This window comes from Arthrobacter sp. Soil_C_49 (assembly GCF_057656635.1).
On the sequence record NZ_JBDGJZ010000005.1, the window covers coordinates 111,892 to 129,276 of the forward strand.

Below are 17,385 nucleotides of genomic sequence, written 5' to 3' on the forward strand. Positions count from 1 at the left end.
CACAGTTGCAGACCGGGGGTCTGAATAAAGCATATATATTCGGGCGGTCACAAAAAAGTAACGCCCACCTATTGGAACCCTTTGTGTCTTCGCCCGTCCACCAGAAAAGGCAGTCCGGGCGGGCAGTCCCACTAGGCTTGATTCCATGACCACCAGCCTGCACCACCGTGCCATCGAGAATCTTGGCACCCGTATTGTCTCGGGCAACCTGCCCGCGGGACACGTGATGCTGGCCGAGCAGCTGGAGGTTGAACTGAAGGTTTCGCGGTCCGTCATCCGCGAGGCGGTGCGTGTCCTGCAGTCCTTGGGCCTGGTGGAAACCACCAAGCGGGTAGGCATCAGGGTGCTGCCGCCCAGCCGCTGGAATCCTTTTGACCCGCAGGTCATCCGGTGGCGCCTGGCCAGTGACGCCCGCGGGGCCCAGCTGCGTTCACTGGCTGAGCTGCGCGCCGCCGTCGAACCCGCGGCCGCGGAGCTCGCCGCCCAGAACGCGCCGGCACCGCTGCGCCTCGAGCTGGTGGACGTTGCCTATGCAATGCGCGACGCCGGGCACAACGGTGAGGTGCCACGCTTCCTGGAGCTGGACATCCAGTTCCATTCCCTGCTGCTCTCCGGCTCCGGCAATGAGATGTTCGCCAACCTGATGGGCCAGGTGGCCGAGACATTGACGGGACGCACGGTTCATGGGCTCATGCCGGACCACCCGCACGAGGCTGCCCTGCAGTGGCACGTTGATGTGGCAGAGGCCATTTCCCGTGGGGACAGCGCGGCGGCACGCGACGCCTCCGACCGGATCATGCGCAGGACCATGTCCCAGATGTCGGATACGTGGACGGAGCAGCCGCGGGTCTTTATCCCCGTGCGGCGCTGACCAAGCGGGAGTGGCACGGGTCCATCAGCCCCAGGCCGGCGAAGCCTTCCGTTCGTTCCGCATGCGTCGGCCTCCCGGGGCAAGAGTTGTTCACTATCCTTGCCTCTATTCAGTATGATGAACAGATGACCTCTCCCCTTACTGTGGCCATTGCCGTCCCGCTCGAAGCTGAGCTGGTGGACCGCATCCGCGCCGTCGACCCTTCCGTCACCGTTCTGTACGAGCCCGAACTGCTGCCGCCGGAGCGGTACCCTGCCGACCACGCCGGTGATCCTGCATTCCAGCGGTCGCCGGAGCAGGAGGAACGCTACTGGGCCATGGTCAACCAGGCACAGGTCCTTTACGGCATGCCCAACGAAAGCCCCGCGGGCCTTGCCCGCGTTGCACGCGAAAACCCGCACCTCCAGTGGGTGCACGCCATGGCGGCGGGAGCCGGCGGGGCAGTCAAGGCCTCCGGACTCGATCAGGAAATGCTCCAGAAGTTTAAAGTGACCACCTCCGCCGGAGTCCACGCCCTTCCGCTGGCCGAATTCGCCACAATGGGAATCCTCAACGGCTTCAAGCGCACTGCGGAGCTGGTTCGCGACCAGGGAGCCAAACTCTGGCCTGAGCTGCGCACCCCCACCCGGCTGGTGAGTGGTTCCACGCTGGTAGTCGCCGGCCTCGGCGAGATCGGTATGGAAACAGCCCGCCTTGCGCGCGCCCTCGGCATGAAAGTCAGCGGCACCAAACGAACGGTGGAACGGCTGGAAGGGATCGACGAGGTTGCCACCAATGACAGTCTCCCGGCCCTCCTGGCCACGGCAGATGCCGTGGTCAACACACTGCCGGGGACGCCCTACACGGAAAAACTCTTTGACCGCGGGGTTTTTGCCGCCATGAAGCCGGGCACCGTGTTCGTCAACGTGGGCAGGGGAACCGTGGTGGATGAGGAAGCCCTGCTCGAAGCACTGGACAGCGGCCAGGTCTCCTACGCCTGCCTGGACGTCTTCGCAGTGGAGCCGCTCCCCCAGGACAGCCCGCTCTGGAGCCACCCCAATGTGCTGGTCTCGCCGCACACATCCGCCCTCAGCGCAGCGGAAAACCGCCTGATCGCCGAACGGTTCTGCGGCAACCTCCGTATCTTCCTCGAGGGCGGCGAACTCCCCCACCTCGTGGACACGGTGCACTTCTACTAAACCTGGCCGGACGCACGAAAGGGCGGCTTACCCACCGGGGAAGCCGCCCTCTTTGTGTGGAAAGCCTGGCCTAGCTGGCGTCCTCCACCAGCACCAGGTCCCGGCCCACGGTTTCGGGAGTGAAGAATGTGGCCACAAAGGAGATCGAGGCCAGCACCAGGGAGTAGATGGCGGGAACCAGCCATGAGTGGTTGGTGGCGGCCAGGAGGGCCACACCGATCATGGGGGCAAAACCTCCGGCCAGCACGGCGGAGAGTTCCCGGCTCAGCGCAACGCCGGTGAACCGGTGCTGGGAGCCGAACAGTTCCGGCAGCAGGGCGCACTGGGGGCCGAGCATTGACTGCACGCCCAGGGCAATGCCCACCACCATCACCACCCAGACGAGGGTGACGTTGCCCAAGGTCACCAGGTAGAACGCCGGAAGCGCGATAACCGCCTGGAACAGGGCGCCGTACCTATAAACGGGGACGCGGCCAAAACGGTCGGAGAGGGCACCGAACGTGACCACCATGACCGCGGCAAAAGCGGCAGCGATCAGCAGGCCCGTGGGGCCGATGAACTTGTCGCCAGCGAAGACGCCGGCAGGCATGCTGATGAACGACACCAGGAGGGCGGAGTAGATGGAGGAGTTACCGTTCTCGCCCATCCGCAGGCCAATGCCCACCAGGACGTTCTTCTTTGAGTGCTTCCAGATCTGGCCCACCGGGTTCTTCACCACGGCCTTGTGCTTCTCCAGCTCCTGGAAGACCGGGGTCTCCTTCAGGCGGAGGCGGATAAAGACGGCGATCACAATCAGGATGAAGCTCGCCAGGAAGGGCACCCGCCACAGCCAGCCCTGCAGGACGGACTTGTCCGCCAGCGCCATCAGGGCAAAGGTGCCGGCCCCCAGGAGCGTGCCCAGCTGGATGCCGACGAACGGCAGGGAAGCGAAGAACCCGCGACGCCGGCGCGGGGCGACTTCGGAGATCAGCGTGGTGGCTCCGGCCTGCTCGGCGCCAGCCCCGAGGCCCTGGATGATGCGCAGGGTTACCAGGAGGACCGCGCCCAGCATGCCCGCCTGCTCGAACGTGGGCAGCAGTCCGATGGCGAAGCTCGCCATGCCCATGAGGCCCATCGTGAGGATCAGGACCATCTTCCGTCCAAACCTGTCGCCGATGTAACCGAAGACCACACCGCCGAACGGCCGGGCGGCGAAGCCCACGCCATAGGTGGCAAAGGAGGCTATGACGGCCCCGCTCTCGCCCAGCGGGGCGAAAAACAGCGGCCCGAAGATCAGCGCGGAAGCCAGGCCGTAAATGTAAAAGTCGTAGTACTCCAGTGCGGAGCCGACGGAACTGGCAAGAGTTGCCCTTCGCAGCTGGTCCGGTTCGACGACGGCGCCGTCCGCGGCCTGCGGTGCTTTAGTACGAGTTGTCACAAGAACTCCCTCATCACACTCCAGGCCCCCGTTGGCCTGGTGGGTCAGCGACGGCACGTGTTGTGCCGATCACTATATTGAACAGAGTACAGTAAGTTGAACAGCGAGCAAATGCACCGGGCAGATTCTTTTGTGCCGACTCCCGGCCTTCAGCCCATGGGATTACCGAGGGACCGGGCCAGCTCCCGGAGTTCCTTGACCATCTGGGACCCCTGCTCTTCGGTGTAGGTTGCCTTCAACGCTGTTACGGAAAGGCCCAGGCTGGGACCGTGGGCACCCCTGGTGGGCACGGACACTCCAAGGCACACCACGCCCGTGGTGGATTCCTCGTCCTCGAAGGCGTAGCCCTGCTCGCGGATGATCCGCAGCTGGGACTTGAGCTCCGCTCCGGTCCGGAGGGACTTTGGCGTCATAACAGGCAGCTCGGCGTCGTCGGGGAACATGGTGTCGAGGTCGTGGTCACGCAGCCGGGCGATCAAGGCCTTGCCCACCGCGCACAGCGAGACCGGCATCTTGTCGCCGATGTTGGACGTCAGCCTGACGGCCGGGTGGCCCTCGTAGCGGGCAAGGTAAATGACGTTCGTTCCATCCAGCATGGCAATCCGGACGGTTTCCCTGGACAGGGTGGGAGCCTGTTCGCAGTACCGGTAGAACTCCTGCACCTCATCCAGCCGGCTCAGGTAGGCCGCGCCGAGTTCCACGAGCTTGCGGCCCAGGGTGAACTCGGCGCCCTGCCGGCTGATGAGGCGGGCCTCCTCGAGCGCCAGCAGGAGGTTGGACGTGGAGGACTTGGGGATTCCCAGTTCGCGGGCGAGATCACTGAGGGTCAGCCTCCCGCCCGCCGATGCGGCGAGGGCGTCCAGCACGGCGGCTGCACGGGTGACGGCGGGCGCCGGTGAGGCGCTTCCCAGGCCGTCAGAGGATCGGGAGTTGCGGGAATCGGCCATGATTCTCCTTATATAGGCGCCTGCGGGGGCTGTTCATTCTGCTGAACACTAACCATCATAATGGCTCAGATCCCCAGGGGCCGCGGCCTTCCACCGCCTCCCCTGGGATGCTTCGACACACTTTCCGGACAGCTTCGTGTTTCCGGCAGTTCACGGTATATTCATCTCAGGCCCTCCACCGCGGCATCCCCCAATAGTCGCGGTGGAGGGTTTTCCAATGCCCGTGGCCCGGCAGAAGCCTCCCGCAGGGACTTGCGGCCGCAGGCCAACGGGCCGGAACCGCTATCAGGCGGCGTCCGCGACGGACTCCCGCAGCCGCCATCCGCCGCCAAGGCCATCCCGCTCCAGCAGCATGGTTGTCAGGGCAGAGCCGCTGTTGCCTCCGAGCCTTACCTGGACCTGGAAGACCTCCACGTCCACGCGGCTTAGGCCTTTGGGCATCCTCCGGTTGACTTCCCACCAGTTAACGCGCTCGAACCACCGCACTGGCTCGGCACCCACGGCCCATACCCTCCCGTTGCTGATGACTGCCGTTGGCATGCCGTTGCTTTCCGTCCGCACCATCACATGTTCCATACCTGAAAGCTATGTCCGGGCACCGACATTTCCCGACGGGTCCGCGGGAACGAAAAAACCCTGTTGTTTCCGCCGTGGGGCGGAAACAACAGGGTTTCCAAGTGGGTCCTACCGGGATCGAACCGATGACATCCACGGTGTAAACGTGGCGCTCTACCAGCTGAGCTAAAGACCCGAAGCTGTTGAATCCGGCGCTTCAGCGCCGCAACCAACGAACATAGACTCTACCCGACCCATGCCTCCAAACGCGAATCGGCGCTGCATCCGAGCGTCCCGGTCCCGCCTTAGAGCGGCGGAAGCCCGGCGGCAAGCCAGGCCAGGGATTCGCTGACACCCGCCTCCAGTTTGATGGTGGCCTTGTCGTCACCCCGGGTGTCCCCACGGTTGATGATAATCACGGGCTTTCCATCCTTGGCGGCGTGCCGGACGAAACGCAGCCCGCTCATCACCGTCAGCGACGAACCTGCGGCTACCAGGGCGTCCGCGTCGTCGACCATCCGGTATGACCGTTCAACCCGGTCCTTGGGTACGTTCTCGCCAAAGTAGACAAAGTCGGGTTTGAGGGTTCCGCCGCAGGCAGGGCAGACCGCAACAACAAAGCTGCTGATCAGCTCCTGGTCCTCGACAGTGGCATCCGCGTCCGGGGCCATCTCCACCAGGCCCGCCTCCTCGGCGCGGGACAGGAAATCCGGGTTAAGCTCCTCCAGCACTCCTGCCAGGAGGCGCCTGGAGTAGGTGCGGCGGCACGCCAGGCACACCACCTGGTCATACCTGCCATGCAGGTCCACCACGTTCACGCTGCCCGCGACCTCATGCAGCCGGTCAACGTTCTGGGTGATCAGCCCGGTGAGGTAGCCGCGCCGCTCCAGTTCGGCAGCAGCATAATGGCCCTGGTTCGGATCGGCATGGCGCAGATGGGACCAGCCGATGTGGTTCCGGGCCCAGTAGCGCTGGCGGTTGGCCGGGTCCTTGACGAACTCCTGGTAGGTCATGGGTCTACGGGGCGGCGATCCCGGCCCGCGGTAGTCCGGGATCCCCGAGTCCGTGCTCAGTCCCGCCCCGGTGAGCAGCGCAAACCGCCTGCCGGCCAGGACGTCCCGGATCCGGAGCAGGATCTCCAGTTCCCCGTCAGAGGGACTGGCTGCAGCCACCGGGGGCATACTGGCAAAGCCTGTCAGCCCTACCCCCGCCCGCTGCTGCGCCATGAAAGCTCAGTCCCGCCCCAGGCCTGCCAGTGCGGCACGGTATTCCTGGAAGTCCCGGGCCTGGCCGCGCGGGTTCACTACCGAATACCGGATCACTCCGGCCGCGTCGATGATGAAGGTGCCCCGTTGGGCCATCCCGCTGTCCGGGTCAAAGACCCCGTAGGCGCGTGCCACCCCACCGTGCGGCCAGAAATCGGCCAGCAGGTCGAAGGTGTAGCCTTCCTGGGCGGCATAAGCACGCAGGCTGAACTTGCTGTCAACGGAGACGGCCAAAACCGTGGCGTCAGCAGCTTCGAACAGCGCCAGGTTGTCCCGTATCTCACAGAGCTCGCCGGTGCAGATGCCCGAAAACGCAAACGGGTAGAAAACCAGGACCACGTTCCCGCCGCGGAAGGATGACAGCCGGACGGGCTCACCGTATTGGTTGGCGAGCTCGAAGTCTGGGGCTTGCCCGCCCAGGGCGGGCACAGCTACTGGGGCAGCGCCAAGCGCTGCCGTCACTTGTTTTTCCTGCTGACCAGGCGGACGGCGCTCCAGTCCTTCGAAACGCCTGCCGAGGTTGTGACGTGCAGGCCGGCTGTCGGGGCAGCTTCCTGGATGTCTGCCGGTGAGACATACCCGTCCCGCCCGGACTTCGGGGTGAGGACCCAGACCACGCCGTTTTCACCCAGGGTGGTCAGCGAATCCATCAGGCTGTCCACCAGGTCCCCGTCACCGTCGCGCCACCAGAAGATGACGGCATCCGCCACGTCGTGATCGTCCTCATCCAGCAACTCGGAACCGGTGAGGTCCTCAATATCGTCACGCAAGTCGAAATCGACGTCATCGTCGTAACCGAACTCCTGAATCAGATCCCCGTTCTTGAAACCCAATTTTTCCGCCACATTTACCGAAGTGGCGGCGTCGGCCTCGCTCACGTGTTCCTCCAATGCCTCATGCATGCTGTGCGCATAGTGATTTCCATTACTCCCAAGCCAACACCCTTTGTGCCTGCGCTTCAAGCTGCAGCCCCCTGAGCTCGGCATATTCTGCGTCACACCGGGACGGGCAGCACGCGTCGCAGCGGCTTTTCGTCACACAACCAGTATGACGGCGAAATACAACAGAGCCGCCCACGCCGCGGCTACGCATCGCGCTGAGGTGAGAGTTAGAGTGGCAGGTGACAACTATGCCTGCGGGGCAACAACCCTGTAACTCCATTGCAGACGTAGGAATGCTAGGACCCTGCCCGGCACACATGACCGGGCTGTTGTAACCGATACGTCGCACACGGCGTATATACGCCGGGCGGTCACCCTGCCCGGCCTGAGTGCGCCTCAATGCGCGCAAAGAGAGGTTGGACGTGGCTGCAGGAGAAGATACCTCCCATATCCTCAGCGGGTTGACTAACCAGCTGCCTGATCGTGATCCGGAAGAGACCGCCGAGTGGGTTGAGTCCCTGGATTCGTTGATCAGGGAACAGGGCACCGAGCGTGCCCAATACATCATGCGGAGCCTGCTGCAGCGCGCGGGTGCGCAGAGCGTGGGCGTGCCGATGGTGACCACCACCGATTACGTGAACACCATCCCGGCGGACCAGGAAGCGCAGTTCCCGGGCAACGAGGAATACGAGCGCCGGTACCGGGCGTACATGCGGTGGAACGCCGCGGTGATGGTCCACCGGTCCCAGCGGCCCAACATCGGGGTAGGCGGGCACATCTCCACCTACGCCGGTGCTGCGACCCTGTACGAGGTGGGCTTCAACCACTTCTTCCGCGGCAAGGACCACCCCGGCGGCGGGGACCAGGTCTTCTTCCAGGGCCACGCCTCCCCCGGCATGTACGCGAGGGCGTTTATGGAAGGCCGGCTCTCCGAGGAGGACCTGGACGGGTTCCGGCAGGAAAAATCCCGCGCCGGCCACGCCCTGTCCTCCTACCCGCACCCGCGGCTGATGCCGCAGTTCTGGGAATTCCCCACCGTGTCCATGGGCATCGGGCCGATGAACGCGATCTACCAGGCCCAGTCCAACCGGTACCTGCACAACCGGGGCCTGAAAGACACCAGTGACCAGCAGGTCTGGGCGTTCCTGGGCGACGGCGAAATGGACGAGCCCGAATCCCGCGGCCTGCTCCAGCTCGCCGCGAACGAGAACCTGGACAACCTGAACTTCGTGATCAACTGCAACCTCCAGCGCCTGGACGGGCCGGTACGCGGCAACGGCAAGATCATGCAGGAACTCGAAGCGTTCTTCCGCGGCGCGGGCTGGAACGTCATCAAGGTCGTCTGGGGCCGGGAATGGGATGACCTGCTGGCCCGCGACACCGACGGGTCACTGGTAAAGATCATGAACGAAACCCCCGACGGGGACTACCAGACCTACAAGGCCGAATCCGGCGGGTTCGTCCGCGAACACTTCTTCGGCAAGGACCCCCGCACCAAAGACCTCGTCGCGGACCTCACCGATGACCAGATCTGGAACCTCAAACGCGGCGGCCACGACTACCGCAAGGTCTACGCCGCCTACAAGGCCGCCACCGAGTTCAAGGGCAAACCCACCGTCATCCTGGCAAAGACCGTCAAGGGCTACGGACTCGGACCCCACTTCGAGGGCCGCAACGCGACCCACCAGATGAAAAAACTCACCCTCGACGACCTCAAGAAGTTCCGCGACCACCTGCGGATCCCGGTCACGGATGAGCAGCTTGAAAAAGACCCGTACCAGCCGCCGTACTACCACCCCGGTACGGACGCTCCGGAAATCCAGTACATGCTGGAACGCCGTGCCGCGCTGGGCGGAGCAGTACCCGAGCGCCGCAGCAAGCACGCCCAGATCACCCTGCCGGACGCCAAGTCCTATGAGGTGGCCAAGCGCGGCTCCGGCAAGCAGCAGGCCGCCACCACCATGGCGTTCGTGCGGTTGCTCAAGGACCTGATGCGGGACAAGGAGTTCGGCAAGCACATCGCCCCGATCATCCCGGATGAGGCACGCACCTTCGGTATGGATGCGTTCTTCCCGACGGCGAAGATCTACAACCCGAAGGGGCAGAACTACCTGTCCGTGGACCGGGACCTGGTCCTGGCCTACAAGGAATCCGCCCAGGGCCAGCTGATCCACCCCGGCATCAACGAAGCCGGCGCCGTGGCAGCGTTCACCGCCGCCGGCACCGCCTACGCCACCCACGGCGTACCCCTGGTCCCGGTCTACGTGTTCTACTCCATGTTCGGCTTCCAGCGCACCGGCGACGCCTTCTGGGCAGCAGCAGACCAAATGGCCCGCGGCTTCATCATCGGCGCCACCGCAGGACGGACCACCCTCACCGGCGAAGGCCTCCAGCACGCCGACGGCCACTCCCCGCTCCTGGCCTCCACCAACCCGGCAGTGGTCACCTACGACCCCGCCTACGGCTACGAAATGGGCCACATCATCCGCGACGGCCTCGAACGGATGTACGGGCCGGACTCGGAAGACCGCAACCTCATGTACTACCTCACCGTGTACAACGAGCCGATCACCCAGCCCGCCGAACCCGAAGAGCTGGACGTCGAAGGCGTCATCAAGGGCATCTATCTGCTCGCCCCGGCAAAGATCGACGGTCCCCGGACCCAGATCCTCGCCTCGGGTGTGTCGGTGCCGTGGGCCCTGGAGGCACAGCAGCTCCTGGCCGATGACTGGGGCGTTTCCGCGGACGTGTGGTCCGTGACCTCCTGGAACGAACTGCGCCGCGACGGCCTCGCCGCCGAAGAGGAAGCCTTCCTCAATCCCGGCCAGCCCGCCCGCGTCCCGTTCGTCACCAAACAGCTCGAAGGCGCCACCGGCCCCGTCGTCGCGGTGTCGGACTACATGAAGGCCGTCCCGGACCAGATCCGCCAGTTCGTGCCCAACGAATTCGCCACCCTCGGCGCCGACGGGTTCGGCTTCTCCGACACCCGCGCCGCAGCCCGCCGCTTCTTCAAGATCGACATCCACTCCATCGTGGTGCGGTCGCTGGAGATGCTGGCGCGCCGCGGTGAAGTTGATCCCCAGGCTCCGGCCAAGGCGATCGACAAGTACCGGCTGCACAATGTGAACGCCGGTACCACCGGCAACGCCGGCGGCGAGGCCTAGCCTTACTGCCCGGTTTTTGGACAGGTACGGGGACACATAGTCGCGGTACCTGTCCGAAAACCTTCAGGCAAGCAAAGAACGACGGCGGCTCCCACCAAATGGCGGGGGCCGCCGTCGTCTGTCCTGCAGGGAACCTGCTGTGACGCACAACTATCCGGATTGTAGCCTTCGCACAAATGGAGCTTGCAGGGCAGGGGCCGTATGCTCAAAGAATGCCAGCACCAGCTACACCGTCCGCGAAGCGCAAACCGTCCCTGCCCGGGGTCACTCCGGAGAAGTCCGAAACCCTGAAGAAACTGCGCGCCAACGTTGGCCAGCTGTCCACCACCACCATGCGGGAGCTGGAAAAATCCCTGCCCTGGTACAGCCGGCTCAGCTCGGATGAACGCTCCGCCCTCGGCATGGTCGCGCAGAACGGGATTGCGGCATTTGTGACCTGGTATGAGCGCCCGAGTTCACCCTCGTGGATCCTCACCGACGTCTTTGGCACCGCGCCCACGGAATTGACCCGCTCCATCAGCCTGCAGAAAGCACTGCAGCTGATCCGGATCGTGGTGGAAGTCGTCGAAGACCAAGTCCCCGTGATCGCCCCCGAAGCTGACCAGCCGTCCCTGCGCGAGGCAGTACTCCGCTACTCCCGCGAGGTGGCCTTCGCCGCCGCTGACGTCTATGCGCGGGCGGCGGAATCCCGCGGTTCCTGGGACACCCGGCTGGAAGCCCTGATCGTGGACGCCATTTTGCGCGGCGAAAACACTGACGCCCTGCGCTCCAGGATCGCCGCGCTGGGCTGGAAAGCACAGGAACGCTTCACCGTGATGGTGGGCAATTCCCCCTCAGAACCAAGCGCCAGTTACGTCAGCGAACTGCGCCGGATGGCAGGCCGGTACGCGGAGGATGCGCTGGTGGGCATCCAGGGCGACCGGCTGATCCTGATCCTCGGCGGGGTGCAGGACCGGGAAACCGCCTACGTGAAGCTCAGCGATATGTTCGCCCCAGGACCCGTCGTGTACGGCCCGGAGGCCAGTTCCCTGCTGGAGGCCAGCGGTTCAGCCCAGTCCGCGTTTGCCGGCCTCACGGCTGCCCGTGCCTGGCCTGCCGCCCCGCGGCCCGTTGCCGCCGATGACCTCCTTCCCGAGCGGGTCATTTCCGGTGACGACGCTGCCCGCCGCTCGCTGGTCAAAAACATTTACCGGCCGCTTTTGGCAGCATCCAACGGGCTGGTGGAAACCCTCGGAACCTACCTGGAACTGGGCCATTCCCTGGAGGCAACGGCCCGGGAACTCTTCGTGCACGCCAACACCGTCAGGTACCGGCTGAAGCGGGTTTGTGACGTCACTGGCTGGGATCCGCTCCTGCCGCGCGAGGCGTTTGTCCTGCAGGCGGCCCTCGTGGTGGGCCGTCTTTCCGCCCCGCCCAAAGCTGCCGCGGAGCGCCACCCGTCCCGGAACCAGCCCTGAGGCGTTGTAGACTTCCTACAACCTGACCCTCTGAGCTTGGTGCGGACAAACACCGCTCAATCACACAGTAATTTGGAAAGCTGGTTACGTGCTTGCAATAGTCTGCCCTGGACAGGGCTCGCAAACCCCGGGTTTTCTGGCCCCCTGGCTGGAACTGCCCCCGGTGGCAGGCCAGCTGGCCGCCCTGAGCGACATCGCAGGCATTGACCTGATCGCGCACGGGACCACCTCGGACGAGGAAACCATCAAGGACACTGCCGTGGCGCAGCCCCTGATTGTTGCCGCCGGCCTCGTCGCCGCCGCGTCCCTCTTCGACGTCGAACTGAACTCCCTGCCGGTCATCCTGGCCGGACACTCCGTTGGTGAAATCACGGCATCGGCTCTTGCCGGAGTCCTCACCGAGCAGGAAGCCATGACCTTCGTCCGCGAGCGTGCCAACAGCATGGCGGCCGCCGCGTCCGTCACTCCCACCGGCATGAGCGCCGTGGTGGGCGGGGACCCGGAAGAGGTCCTGGCCGCCATCAAAGCAGCAGGCGCCACCCCCGCAAACGTCAACGGCGCAGGCCAGACCGTAGCCGCCGGAACCTTCGAGCAGCTCAAGGCCCTGGCGGACAACCCGCCGGCCAAGGCGCGCGTCATTCCGCTGAAGGTGGCCGGCGCTTTCCACACCAGCCACATGTCACCGGCGGTCAGCACCCTCAAAGCCCTGGAGCCGCAGCTGAAGCCGCAGGCACCGAAGGTACCCCTCCTGTCCAATTACGACGGCGGAGAGGTCACCGACGGAGGCGCCGCCGTCGAAAGCCTGATTGCCCAGGTGTCCCGCCCCGTCCGCTGGGACCTCTGCATGGAAGCCCTTGTCCAGCGCGGCGTCACCGGCGTCATCGAGCTGGCTCCCGCCGGCACCCTTGCCGGCCTGGCCAAGCGCGGCATGCCGGGCGTCAAGACCGTTGCGGTCAAGACACCTGATGACCTTTCCGCCGCCCTGGCGCTTTTCGCAGAACTGGAGGGCAACGCGTGAGCGTTCCTACGCTGAAGCAGGCTCCTCTTCAGGAGCACACCCGGATCCTGGGGCTCGGCGCCTACCGCCCTGACGTGATCGTCACCAACGAAGACGTCTGCCAGTGGATCGACTCCTCGGACGAATGGATCCGCCAGCGCACCGGGATCATCACCCGGCACCGCGCCTCCGCTGACGTCAGCGTCATCGACATGGCCGAGGGCGCTGCCCGCGAAGCGATGGAAAAAGCCGGGATCACGGGCTCGGACCTGGGCGCGGTCATCGTCTCCACGGTCACGCACCCGTACGCGACGCCGTCGGCTGCTGCCAGCCTGGCGGACCGCTTGGGCGCCACCCCTGCCCCCGCCTTCGACATCTCGGCCGCCTGCGCCGGCTACTGCTACGGCATCGCCCAGGGTGACGCGCTGGTGCGCTCCGGAACCGCCAAGTACGTGCTCGTGGTCGGCGCCGAAAAGCTTTCGGACGTTATTGATAACCGGGAACGCACCATCTCGTTCCTGCTCGGGGACGGTGCAGGCGCCGTCGTTATTGGCCCCTCCGAGACTCCCGGCATCGCGCCCTCAGTATGGGGCTCGGACGGGAGCAAGTGGGACGCCATCGGCATGACCCGGTCCATGCTGGACGTCCGCGACCTCGGCATGGCTGCCCGGCAGTCCGACTCCACCGGCGACCTCGCCCTGCTTGAAGAGGCCCAGGAGCTCTACCCGACGCTGCGCCAGGACGGCCAGACGGTCTTCCGGTGGGCTGTCTGGGAGATGGCGAAGGTGGCCCAGCAGGCCCTTGAGGCGGCCGGTGTGGCCGCTGAGGACTTGGTGGCTTTTATCCCCCACCAGGCCAACATGCGCATCATCGACGAGATGGTGAAGAAGCTGAAGCTGCCGGAGACCGTTACAGTGGCACGGGACATTGCCGATGCAGGGAACACCTCTGCGGCGTCCATTCCGCTGGCTACGCACCGCCTGCTGGCGGAGAAGCCTGAACTGAGCGGCGGGCTGGCCCTGCAGATCGGTTTCGGCGCCGGGCTGGTCTTCGGCGCCCAGGTAGTTGTCCTTCCCTAGAAGCGCCCCCAACAGGCCGCAACCGCGTCCTGAACCATTTCCGGCAGTACTTGCCGGCAATACAAGAAAAGGAGCCATCATATGGCTAGCAACGAAGAGATCCTGGCCGGCCTGGCTGAAATCGTGAACGAGGAAACCGGCCTGGCCCCCGAGGCTGTGGAGCTGGACAAGTCCTTTACCGAGGACCTGGACATCGACTCCATCTCCATGATGACCATCGTGGTCAACGCTGAAGAGAAGTTCGGCGTGCGCATCCCGGACGAAGAGGTCAAGAACCTCAAGACCGTCGGCGACGCCGTCAGCTTCATCGCCGGAGCACAGGCCTAATTCCAGGCTTTCGCCGTACTACGGCTTGGCGGGGCTGCCGGTCCGGATGACCGGACCGGCAGCCCGCCGCATTTCCCGGCACCTTGCGTGTGCAAGAGTGCCGACCATCAAAACGCGGGACCCTCCGGCAGACGGATTCCCACCGACGAAAGAGTGATCCCATGACACGCAAAGTAGTCATTACCGGTCTGGGTGCCACCACACCCATCGGCGGCGATGTACCCACGATGTGGAACAACGCGCTCAAGGGGGTCTCCGGTGCCCGCACCCTGGAGGACGACTGGGTAGCCAAGTACGAACTGCCCGTCCACTTCGCAGCCCGCTGCAGCACCCCGGCCCTGGACGTGCTGAGCCGTGTTGAGGCAAAGCGGATGGACCCCTCCACCCAGTTCGGCGTTATCGCAGCGCGCGAGGCCTGGGCCGACTCGGGCATCACCGAATTCGATAAAGACCGGCTGGCTGTGGCTTTCGCCACCGGTATCGGCGGGGTTTGGACCCTGCTGGACGCCTGGGACACCCTGAAGGAAAAGGGCCCCCGCCGTGTTCTCCCCATGACCGTTCCGATGCTGATGCCCAACGGCGTTGCTGCGGCGGTCAGCCTGGACCTTGGCGCCCGCGCCGGTGCCCACACCCCCGTTTCCGCCTGCGCCTCAGGCACCGAGGCGCTGCACCTGGGCCTGGACCTGATCCGCTCCGGCAAGGCAGACGTGGTGATGTGCGGCGGCGCCGAAGCCGCCATCCACCCGATGCCGCTGGCCGCATTCGCCTCCATGCAGGCACTGTCCCGCCGCAACGACGACCCCCAGGGCGCCTCACGCCCGTACGACACCGCCCGCGACGGGTTTGTGATGGGCGAGGGCGCCGGCGCCCTGGTCCTGGAGGCTGAGGAACACGCCCTGGCCCGTGGAGCCCGGATCTACGGTGAACTCGCCGGCACATCCGTTACTGCCGATGCGTACCACATCACCGCCCCCGACCCCGCAGGCCTTGGTGCCACCCGCGCACTGAAGGCAGCGATGTTCGACGGCCGGATCCAGGCCGAGGACGTGGTACACGTGAACGCGCATGCCACCTCCACTCCCGTGGGAGACAAGCCCGAATACACGGCACTGCGTGCTGCCCTGGGCAACCACGTGGACAACGTGGCTGTATCTGCCACCAAGTCCCAGATGGGCCACCTCCTGGGTGCGTCAGGTGCAGTTGAGGCGGTCCTCACCGTGCTGGCCGTCTACGAGCGGAAGGCTCCGGTGACGATCAACCTTGAGAACCAGGACCCGGAGATCCCGCTCGACGTGGTGACGTCCGCCAGGGACCTGCCTGCCGGCAGCATCGTGGCGCTGAGCAACTCCTTCGGCTTCGGCGGCCACAACGCCGTGGTCGCCGTCCGCAGCATCTAGATCAGTCCGGGGTCCACTCCCCGGCACCAACAGGAGGCCCCGCCAGCTGGCGGGGCCTCCTGTTTTGCTATGGAAATTGCTGGGTGTTTTGCAGGGTTGACGACGGCGGCGCCGGGCCGCGCGGTACAGCCGCGGCGGTCAGCCCACCTGGTGGAGCCAGCGGACGGGCGCGCCTTCGGCGGCGTGCCGGAAGGGTTCGAGTTCCTCATCCCAGGCCTCGCCGAGGGCCAGCGACAATTCGTGGTAGACAGCGGCAGGATCGCCCGCGCCGGATTCGTAGGCGTAGCGGATCCGGTCTTCAGAAACCATGATGTTGCCATGGACGTCGGTGACCGCATGGAAAATGCCGAGCTCGGGGGTGTGCGACCACCGGCCGCCATCCACGCCCTGGCTCGGTTCCTCGGTGACCTCATAGCGGAGGTGTGCCCAGCCCCGGAGGGACGAGGCAAGCTTCGATCCCGTCCCGGGAGCACCGGTCCAGGACAGCTCAGCCCGGAACATTCCGGGCGCAGCAGGCTGGGGGGTCCACTCAAGATCCGTCCGCTTGTCCACGACGGAGCCGATGGCCCACTCAACGTGAGGGCACAAAGCAGTAGGGGCTGAGTGAACAAACAGCACACCGCGGGTCATTGCAACAGACATTCCATCCTCCATAGCTCTAGGTACGTCTTCCCCAACGACCTCTGCCTGGATGGAACAGCCGTGCCCTGCACTGCGGCCCGTGTTCCCTGCCTCGATATTCAACTGTTCAGATTAAGCAGTGTCCGCCACTTGCGGGTCCGCTGGAAGCAATGGAGCTTCAAGCGAGACTTGAAAGTTGCCGGACGTGACTCTTATTGTGCCGTACGCTGCCTAATTACGCCAGTGCGATTCCCCGCCTGATCCACGCAGTCCAGGGTCACGCCCTGGGATGTGCCTGCTGGTAGCTTTTGCGCAGCCTGTCTACCGAGACGTGGGTGTAGATCTGGGTGGTGGCAAGGCTGCTGTGGCCCAGGATCTCCTGCACGGCCCGCAGGTCCGCGCCGCCGTCCAGCAGGTGTGTGGCTGCCGAGTGCCGGAGGGCGTGCGGGCCCGAAGCCGACGTGTCACCCAGCGCCTCGAACAGCGCATTGACCAGCGACCGGACCTGCCGCTGGTCCATTCGGCCGCCGCGCGCACCCAGGAAGAGAGCGGAGCCGCTGCTATGGCGGACGAGCTTCGGCCGGCCCCGCCGGAGCCAGTCATCCAATGCCAGCGCTGCGGGGACGCCATAGGGGACGGTGCGTTCCTTGTTGCCTTTGCCGATGACACGCAGCGTGCGCCGGTCAGTGTCCAGGTCGTCGACGTCGAGGCCCGTGAGCTCCCCGACGCGGACCCCCGTTGCGTAGAGGAGTTCGACGATCGCCCTGTCGCGCAGGGGCAGGGGTTGCCCCTCCCCGGCAGCTTCCTCCAGCTTGGCCAGCAGCCGGGCCAGTTGCTGGGAATGCAGAACGCCGGGCAGGGAGTGCTCCCGCTTGGGTGCCTTAAGCCGGAGGGCAGGGTCCGCCGGGATATGTTCTTCCCTCAGGGCCCATGCCGTAAAAGCACGTGCAGTGGCGGCCCGGCGTGCCAGGGTGGAGCGTGCAACTCCTGCCTGGCTCTGCACTCCCAACCACCGCCGAAGAGTGCCCAGTTCAAGGTCCGCCGGCCGGGCTGCACCCTCGGATGCGGCATGGGAGAGCAGGCTGCGCAGGTCGCCCTCATAGGCGCGCAACGTGTGCTGCGACAGGGCCCGCTCCCCCGTCAGGTACTTCACGAAGTCGCTCAGCGCCTGGCTCAGCTCCCGCGGCAATTCCTGGTTCTCCATCCTCCTACTGTCTCAGGTGTTGCCG

At 65.3% G+C, this 17,385-nt stretch carries 16 protein-coding genes and 1 tRNA gene; 8 read left to right on the forward strand and 9 right to left on the reverse strand.

Annotated features, from left to right (window positions below):
- Nucleotides 1–145: 145 nt before the first annotated feature.
- Both AC3A4Z_RS10435 and AC3A4Z_RS10440 read left to right on the forward strand, forming a co-directional pair.
- The gene (locus AC3A4Z_RS10435; RefSeq protein WP_050054759.1) at nucleotides 146–871 is read left to right on the forward strand and encodes a FadR/GntR family transcriptional regulator; all 726 of its coding nucleotides are present in this window, start codon (nucleotides 146–148) and stop codon (nucleotides 869–871) included.
- 125 nt (nucleotides 872–996) lie between these two features.
- On the forward strand, nucleotides 997–2,049 hold the full coding sequence (locus AC3A4Z_RS10440) for a D-2-hydroxyacid dehydrogenase (RefSeq protein ID WP_498711506.1): 1,053 nt from the start codon (nucleotides 997–999) through the stop codon (nucleotides 2,047–2,049).
- Between the two features lie 70 nt (nucleotides 2,050–2,119).
- Here AC3A4Z_RS10440 and AC3A4Z_RS10445 read toward each other — a convergent pair whose 3' ends face one another.
- The 7 genes from AC3A4Z_RS10445 to AC3A4Z_RS10475 form a co-directional block, all read right to left on the reverse strand.
- Nucleotides 2,120–3,466: an MFS transporter gene (locus AC3A4Z_RS10445; RefSeq protein ID WP_498711507.1), complete on the reverse strand. Its 1,347-nt coding sequence runs from the start codon at nucleotides 3,464–3,466 to the stop codon at nucleotides 2,120–2,122.
- Nucleotides 3,467–3,615: 149 nt separating this feature from the next.
- Complete coding sequence (locus tag AC3A4Z_RS10450; protein WP_493968797.1) at nucleotides 3,616–4,413, reverse strand: IclR family transcriptional regulator domain-containing protein; 798 nt, start codon at nucleotides 4,411–4,413, stop codon at nucleotides 3,616–3,618.
- A gap of 285 nt (nucleotides 4,414–4,698) precedes the next feature.
- Nucleotides 4,699–4,989 carry a hypothetical protein gene (locus AC3A4Z_RS10455; protein WP_498711508.1) on the reverse strand — a complete coding sequence of 97 codons (291 nt, stop codon included), beginning with the start codon at nucleotides 4,987–4,989 and terminating at the stop codon, nucleotides 4,699–4,701.
- Nucleotides 4,990–5,091: 102 nt separating this feature from the next.
- Nucleotides 5,092–5,164: transfer RNA gene (locus AC3A4Z_RS10460), tRNA-Val, on the reverse strand.
- A 109-nt stretch (nucleotides 5,165–5,273) separates the two neighbouring features.
- Nucleotides 5,274–6,194 (reverse strand): Sir2 family NAD-dependent protein deacetylase, encoded by a 921-nt coding sequence (locus tag AC3A4Z_RS10465; protein ID WP_498711509.1) that lies wholly within the window; start codon nucleotides 6,192–6,194, stop codon nucleotides 5,274–5,276.
- 6 nt (nucleotides 6,195–6,200) lie between these two features.
- The gene (locus AC3A4Z_RS10470; protein WP_493968794.1) at nucleotides 6,201–6,695 is read right to left on the reverse strand and encodes a redoxin domain-containing protein; all 495 of its coding nucleotides are present in this window, start codon (nucleotides 6,693–6,695) and stop codon (nucleotides 6,201–6,203) included.
- Nucleotides 6,692–7,111, reverse strand: a complete 420-nt coding sequence (locus tag AC3A4Z_RS10475; protein WP_493969278.1) for a DUF3052 family protein — start codon at nucleotides 7,109–7,111, stop codon at nucleotides 6,692–6,694. The genes AC3A4Z_RS10470 and AC3A4Z_RS10475 overlap by 4 nt, the downstream gene beginning before the upstream one ends.
- Nucleotides 7,112–7,536: 425 nt before the next feature.
- Between AC3A4Z_RS10475 and aceE the strand changes: the two genes are divergently transcribed.
- The 6 genes from aceE (at nucleotide 7,537) to AC3A4Z_RS10505 (ending at nucleotide 15,535) form a co-directional block, all read left to right on the forward strand.
- Nucleotides 7,537–10,278 (forward strand): pyruvate dehydrogenase (acetyl-transferring), homodimeric type, encoded by a 2,742-nt coding sequence (gene aceE / locus AC3A4Z_RS10480; RefSeq protein ID WP_498711510.1) that lies wholly within the window; start codon nucleotides 7,537–7,539, stop codon nucleotides 10,276–10,278.
- A gap of 212 nt (nucleotides 10,279–10,490) precedes the next feature.
- Nucleotides 10,491–11,735: a helix-turn-helix domain-containing protein gene (locus AC3A4Z_RS10485; RefSeq protein ID WP_493970204.1), complete on the forward strand. Its 1,245-nt coding sequence runs from the start codon at nucleotides 10,491–10,493 to the stop codon at nucleotides 11,733–11,735.
- 88 nt (nucleotides 11,736–11,823) lie between these two features.
- The gene (locus tag AC3A4Z_RS10490) at nucleotides 11,824–12,753 is read left to right on the forward strand and encodes an ACP S-malonyltransferase (protein WP_498711511.1); all 930 of its coding nucleotides are present in this window, start codon (nucleotides 11,824–11,826) and stop codon (nucleotides 12,751–12,753) included.
- A complete protein-coding gene (locus AC3A4Z_RS10495) occupies nucleotides 12,750–13,811 on the forward strand; it encodes a beta-ketoacyl-ACP synthase III (RefSeq protein ID WP_498711512.1) in 1,062 nt (353 codons plus the stop codon). Before AC3A4Z_RS10490 ends, AC3A4Z_RS10495 begins: the two co-directional genes overlap by 4 nt.
- Nucleotides 13,812–13,892: 81 nt before the next feature.
- Nucleotides 13,893–14,138 carry an acyl carrier protein gene (locus AC3A4Z_RS10500; protein WP_009359314.1) on the forward strand — a complete coding sequence of 82 codons (246 nt, stop codon included), beginning with the start codon at nucleotides 13,893–13,895 and terminating at the stop codon, nucleotides 14,136–14,138.
- A gap of 161 nt (nucleotides 14,139–14,299) precedes the next feature.
- On the forward strand, nucleotides 14,300–15,535 hold the full coding sequence (locus AC3A4Z_RS10505; RefSeq protein ID WP_498711513.1) for a beta-ketoacyl-[acyl-carrier-protein] synthase family protein: 1,236 nt from the start codon (nucleotides 14,300–14,302) through the stop codon (nucleotides 15,533–15,535).
- Between the two features lie 138 nt (nucleotides 15,536–15,673).
- Here the strand turns inward: AC3A4Z_RS10505 and AC3A4Z_RS10510 are convergent, their stop codons facing one another.
- Complete coding sequence (locus tag AC3A4Z_RS10510) at nucleotides 15,674–16,177, reverse strand: DUF3145 domain-containing protein (RefSeq protein ID WP_041652118.1); 504 nt, start codon at nucleotides 16,175–16,177, stop codon at nucleotides 15,674–15,676.
- 256 nt (nucleotides 16,178–16,433) lie between these two features.
- Nucleotides 16,434–17,360 carry a tyrosine recombinase XerC gene (locus tag AC3A4Z_RS10515; protein WP_498711514.1) on the reverse strand — a complete coding sequence of 309 codons (927 nt, stop codon included), beginning with the start codon at nucleotides 17,358–17,360 and terminating at the stop codon, nucleotides 16,434–16,436.
- Between the last annotated feature and the right edge of the window lie 25 nt (nucleotides 17,361–17,385).

Excerpts from the sequence above, each read along its gene's own strand:
- AC3A4Z_RS10450 (WP_493968797.1), bottom strand. The coding sequence starts at position 4,413 with ATGGCCGATTCCCGCAACTCCCGATCCTCTGACGGCCTGGGAAGCGCC.
- AC3A4Z_RS10485 (WP_493970204.1), top strand. The coding sequence starts at position 10,491 with ATGCCAGCACCAGCTACACCGTCCGCGAAGCGCAAACCGTCCCTGCCC.
- AC3A4Z_RS10510 (WP_041652118.1), bottom strand. The coding sequence starts at position 16,177 with ATGTCTGTTGCAATGACCCGCGGTGTGCTGTTTGTTCACTCAGCCCCT.
- AC3A4Z_RS10435 (WP_050054759.1), top strand. The coding sequence starts at position 146 with ATGACCACCAGCCTGCACCACCGTGCCATCGAGAATCTTGGCACCCGT.
- AC3A4Z_RS10455 (WP_498711508.1), bottom strand. The coding sequence starts at position 4,989 with ATGGAACATGTGATGGTGCGGACGGAAAGCAACGGCATGCCAACGGCA.
- AC3A4Z_RS10500 (WP_009359314.1), top strand. The coding sequence starts at position 13,893 with ATGGCTAGCAACGAAGAGATCCTGGCCGGCCTGGCTGAAATCGTGAAC.
- AC3A4Z_RS10505 (WP_498711513.1), top strand. The coding sequence starts at position 14,300 with ATGACACGCAAAGTAGTCATTACCGGTCTGGGTGCCACCACACCCATC.
- AC3A4Z_RS10465 (WP_498711509.1), bottom strand. The coding sequence starts at position 6,194 with ATGGCGCAGCAGCGGGCGGGGGTAGGGCTGACAGGCTTTGCCAGTATG.
- AC3A4Z_RS10515 (WP_498711514.1), bottom strand. The coding sequence starts at position 17,360 with ATGGAGAACCAGGAATTGCCGCGGGAGCTGAGCCAGGCGCTGAGCGAC.
- AC3A4Z_RS10440 (WP_498711506.1), top strand. The coding sequence starts at position 997 with ATGACCTCTCCCCTTACTGTGGCCATTGCCGTCCCGCTCGAAGCTGAG.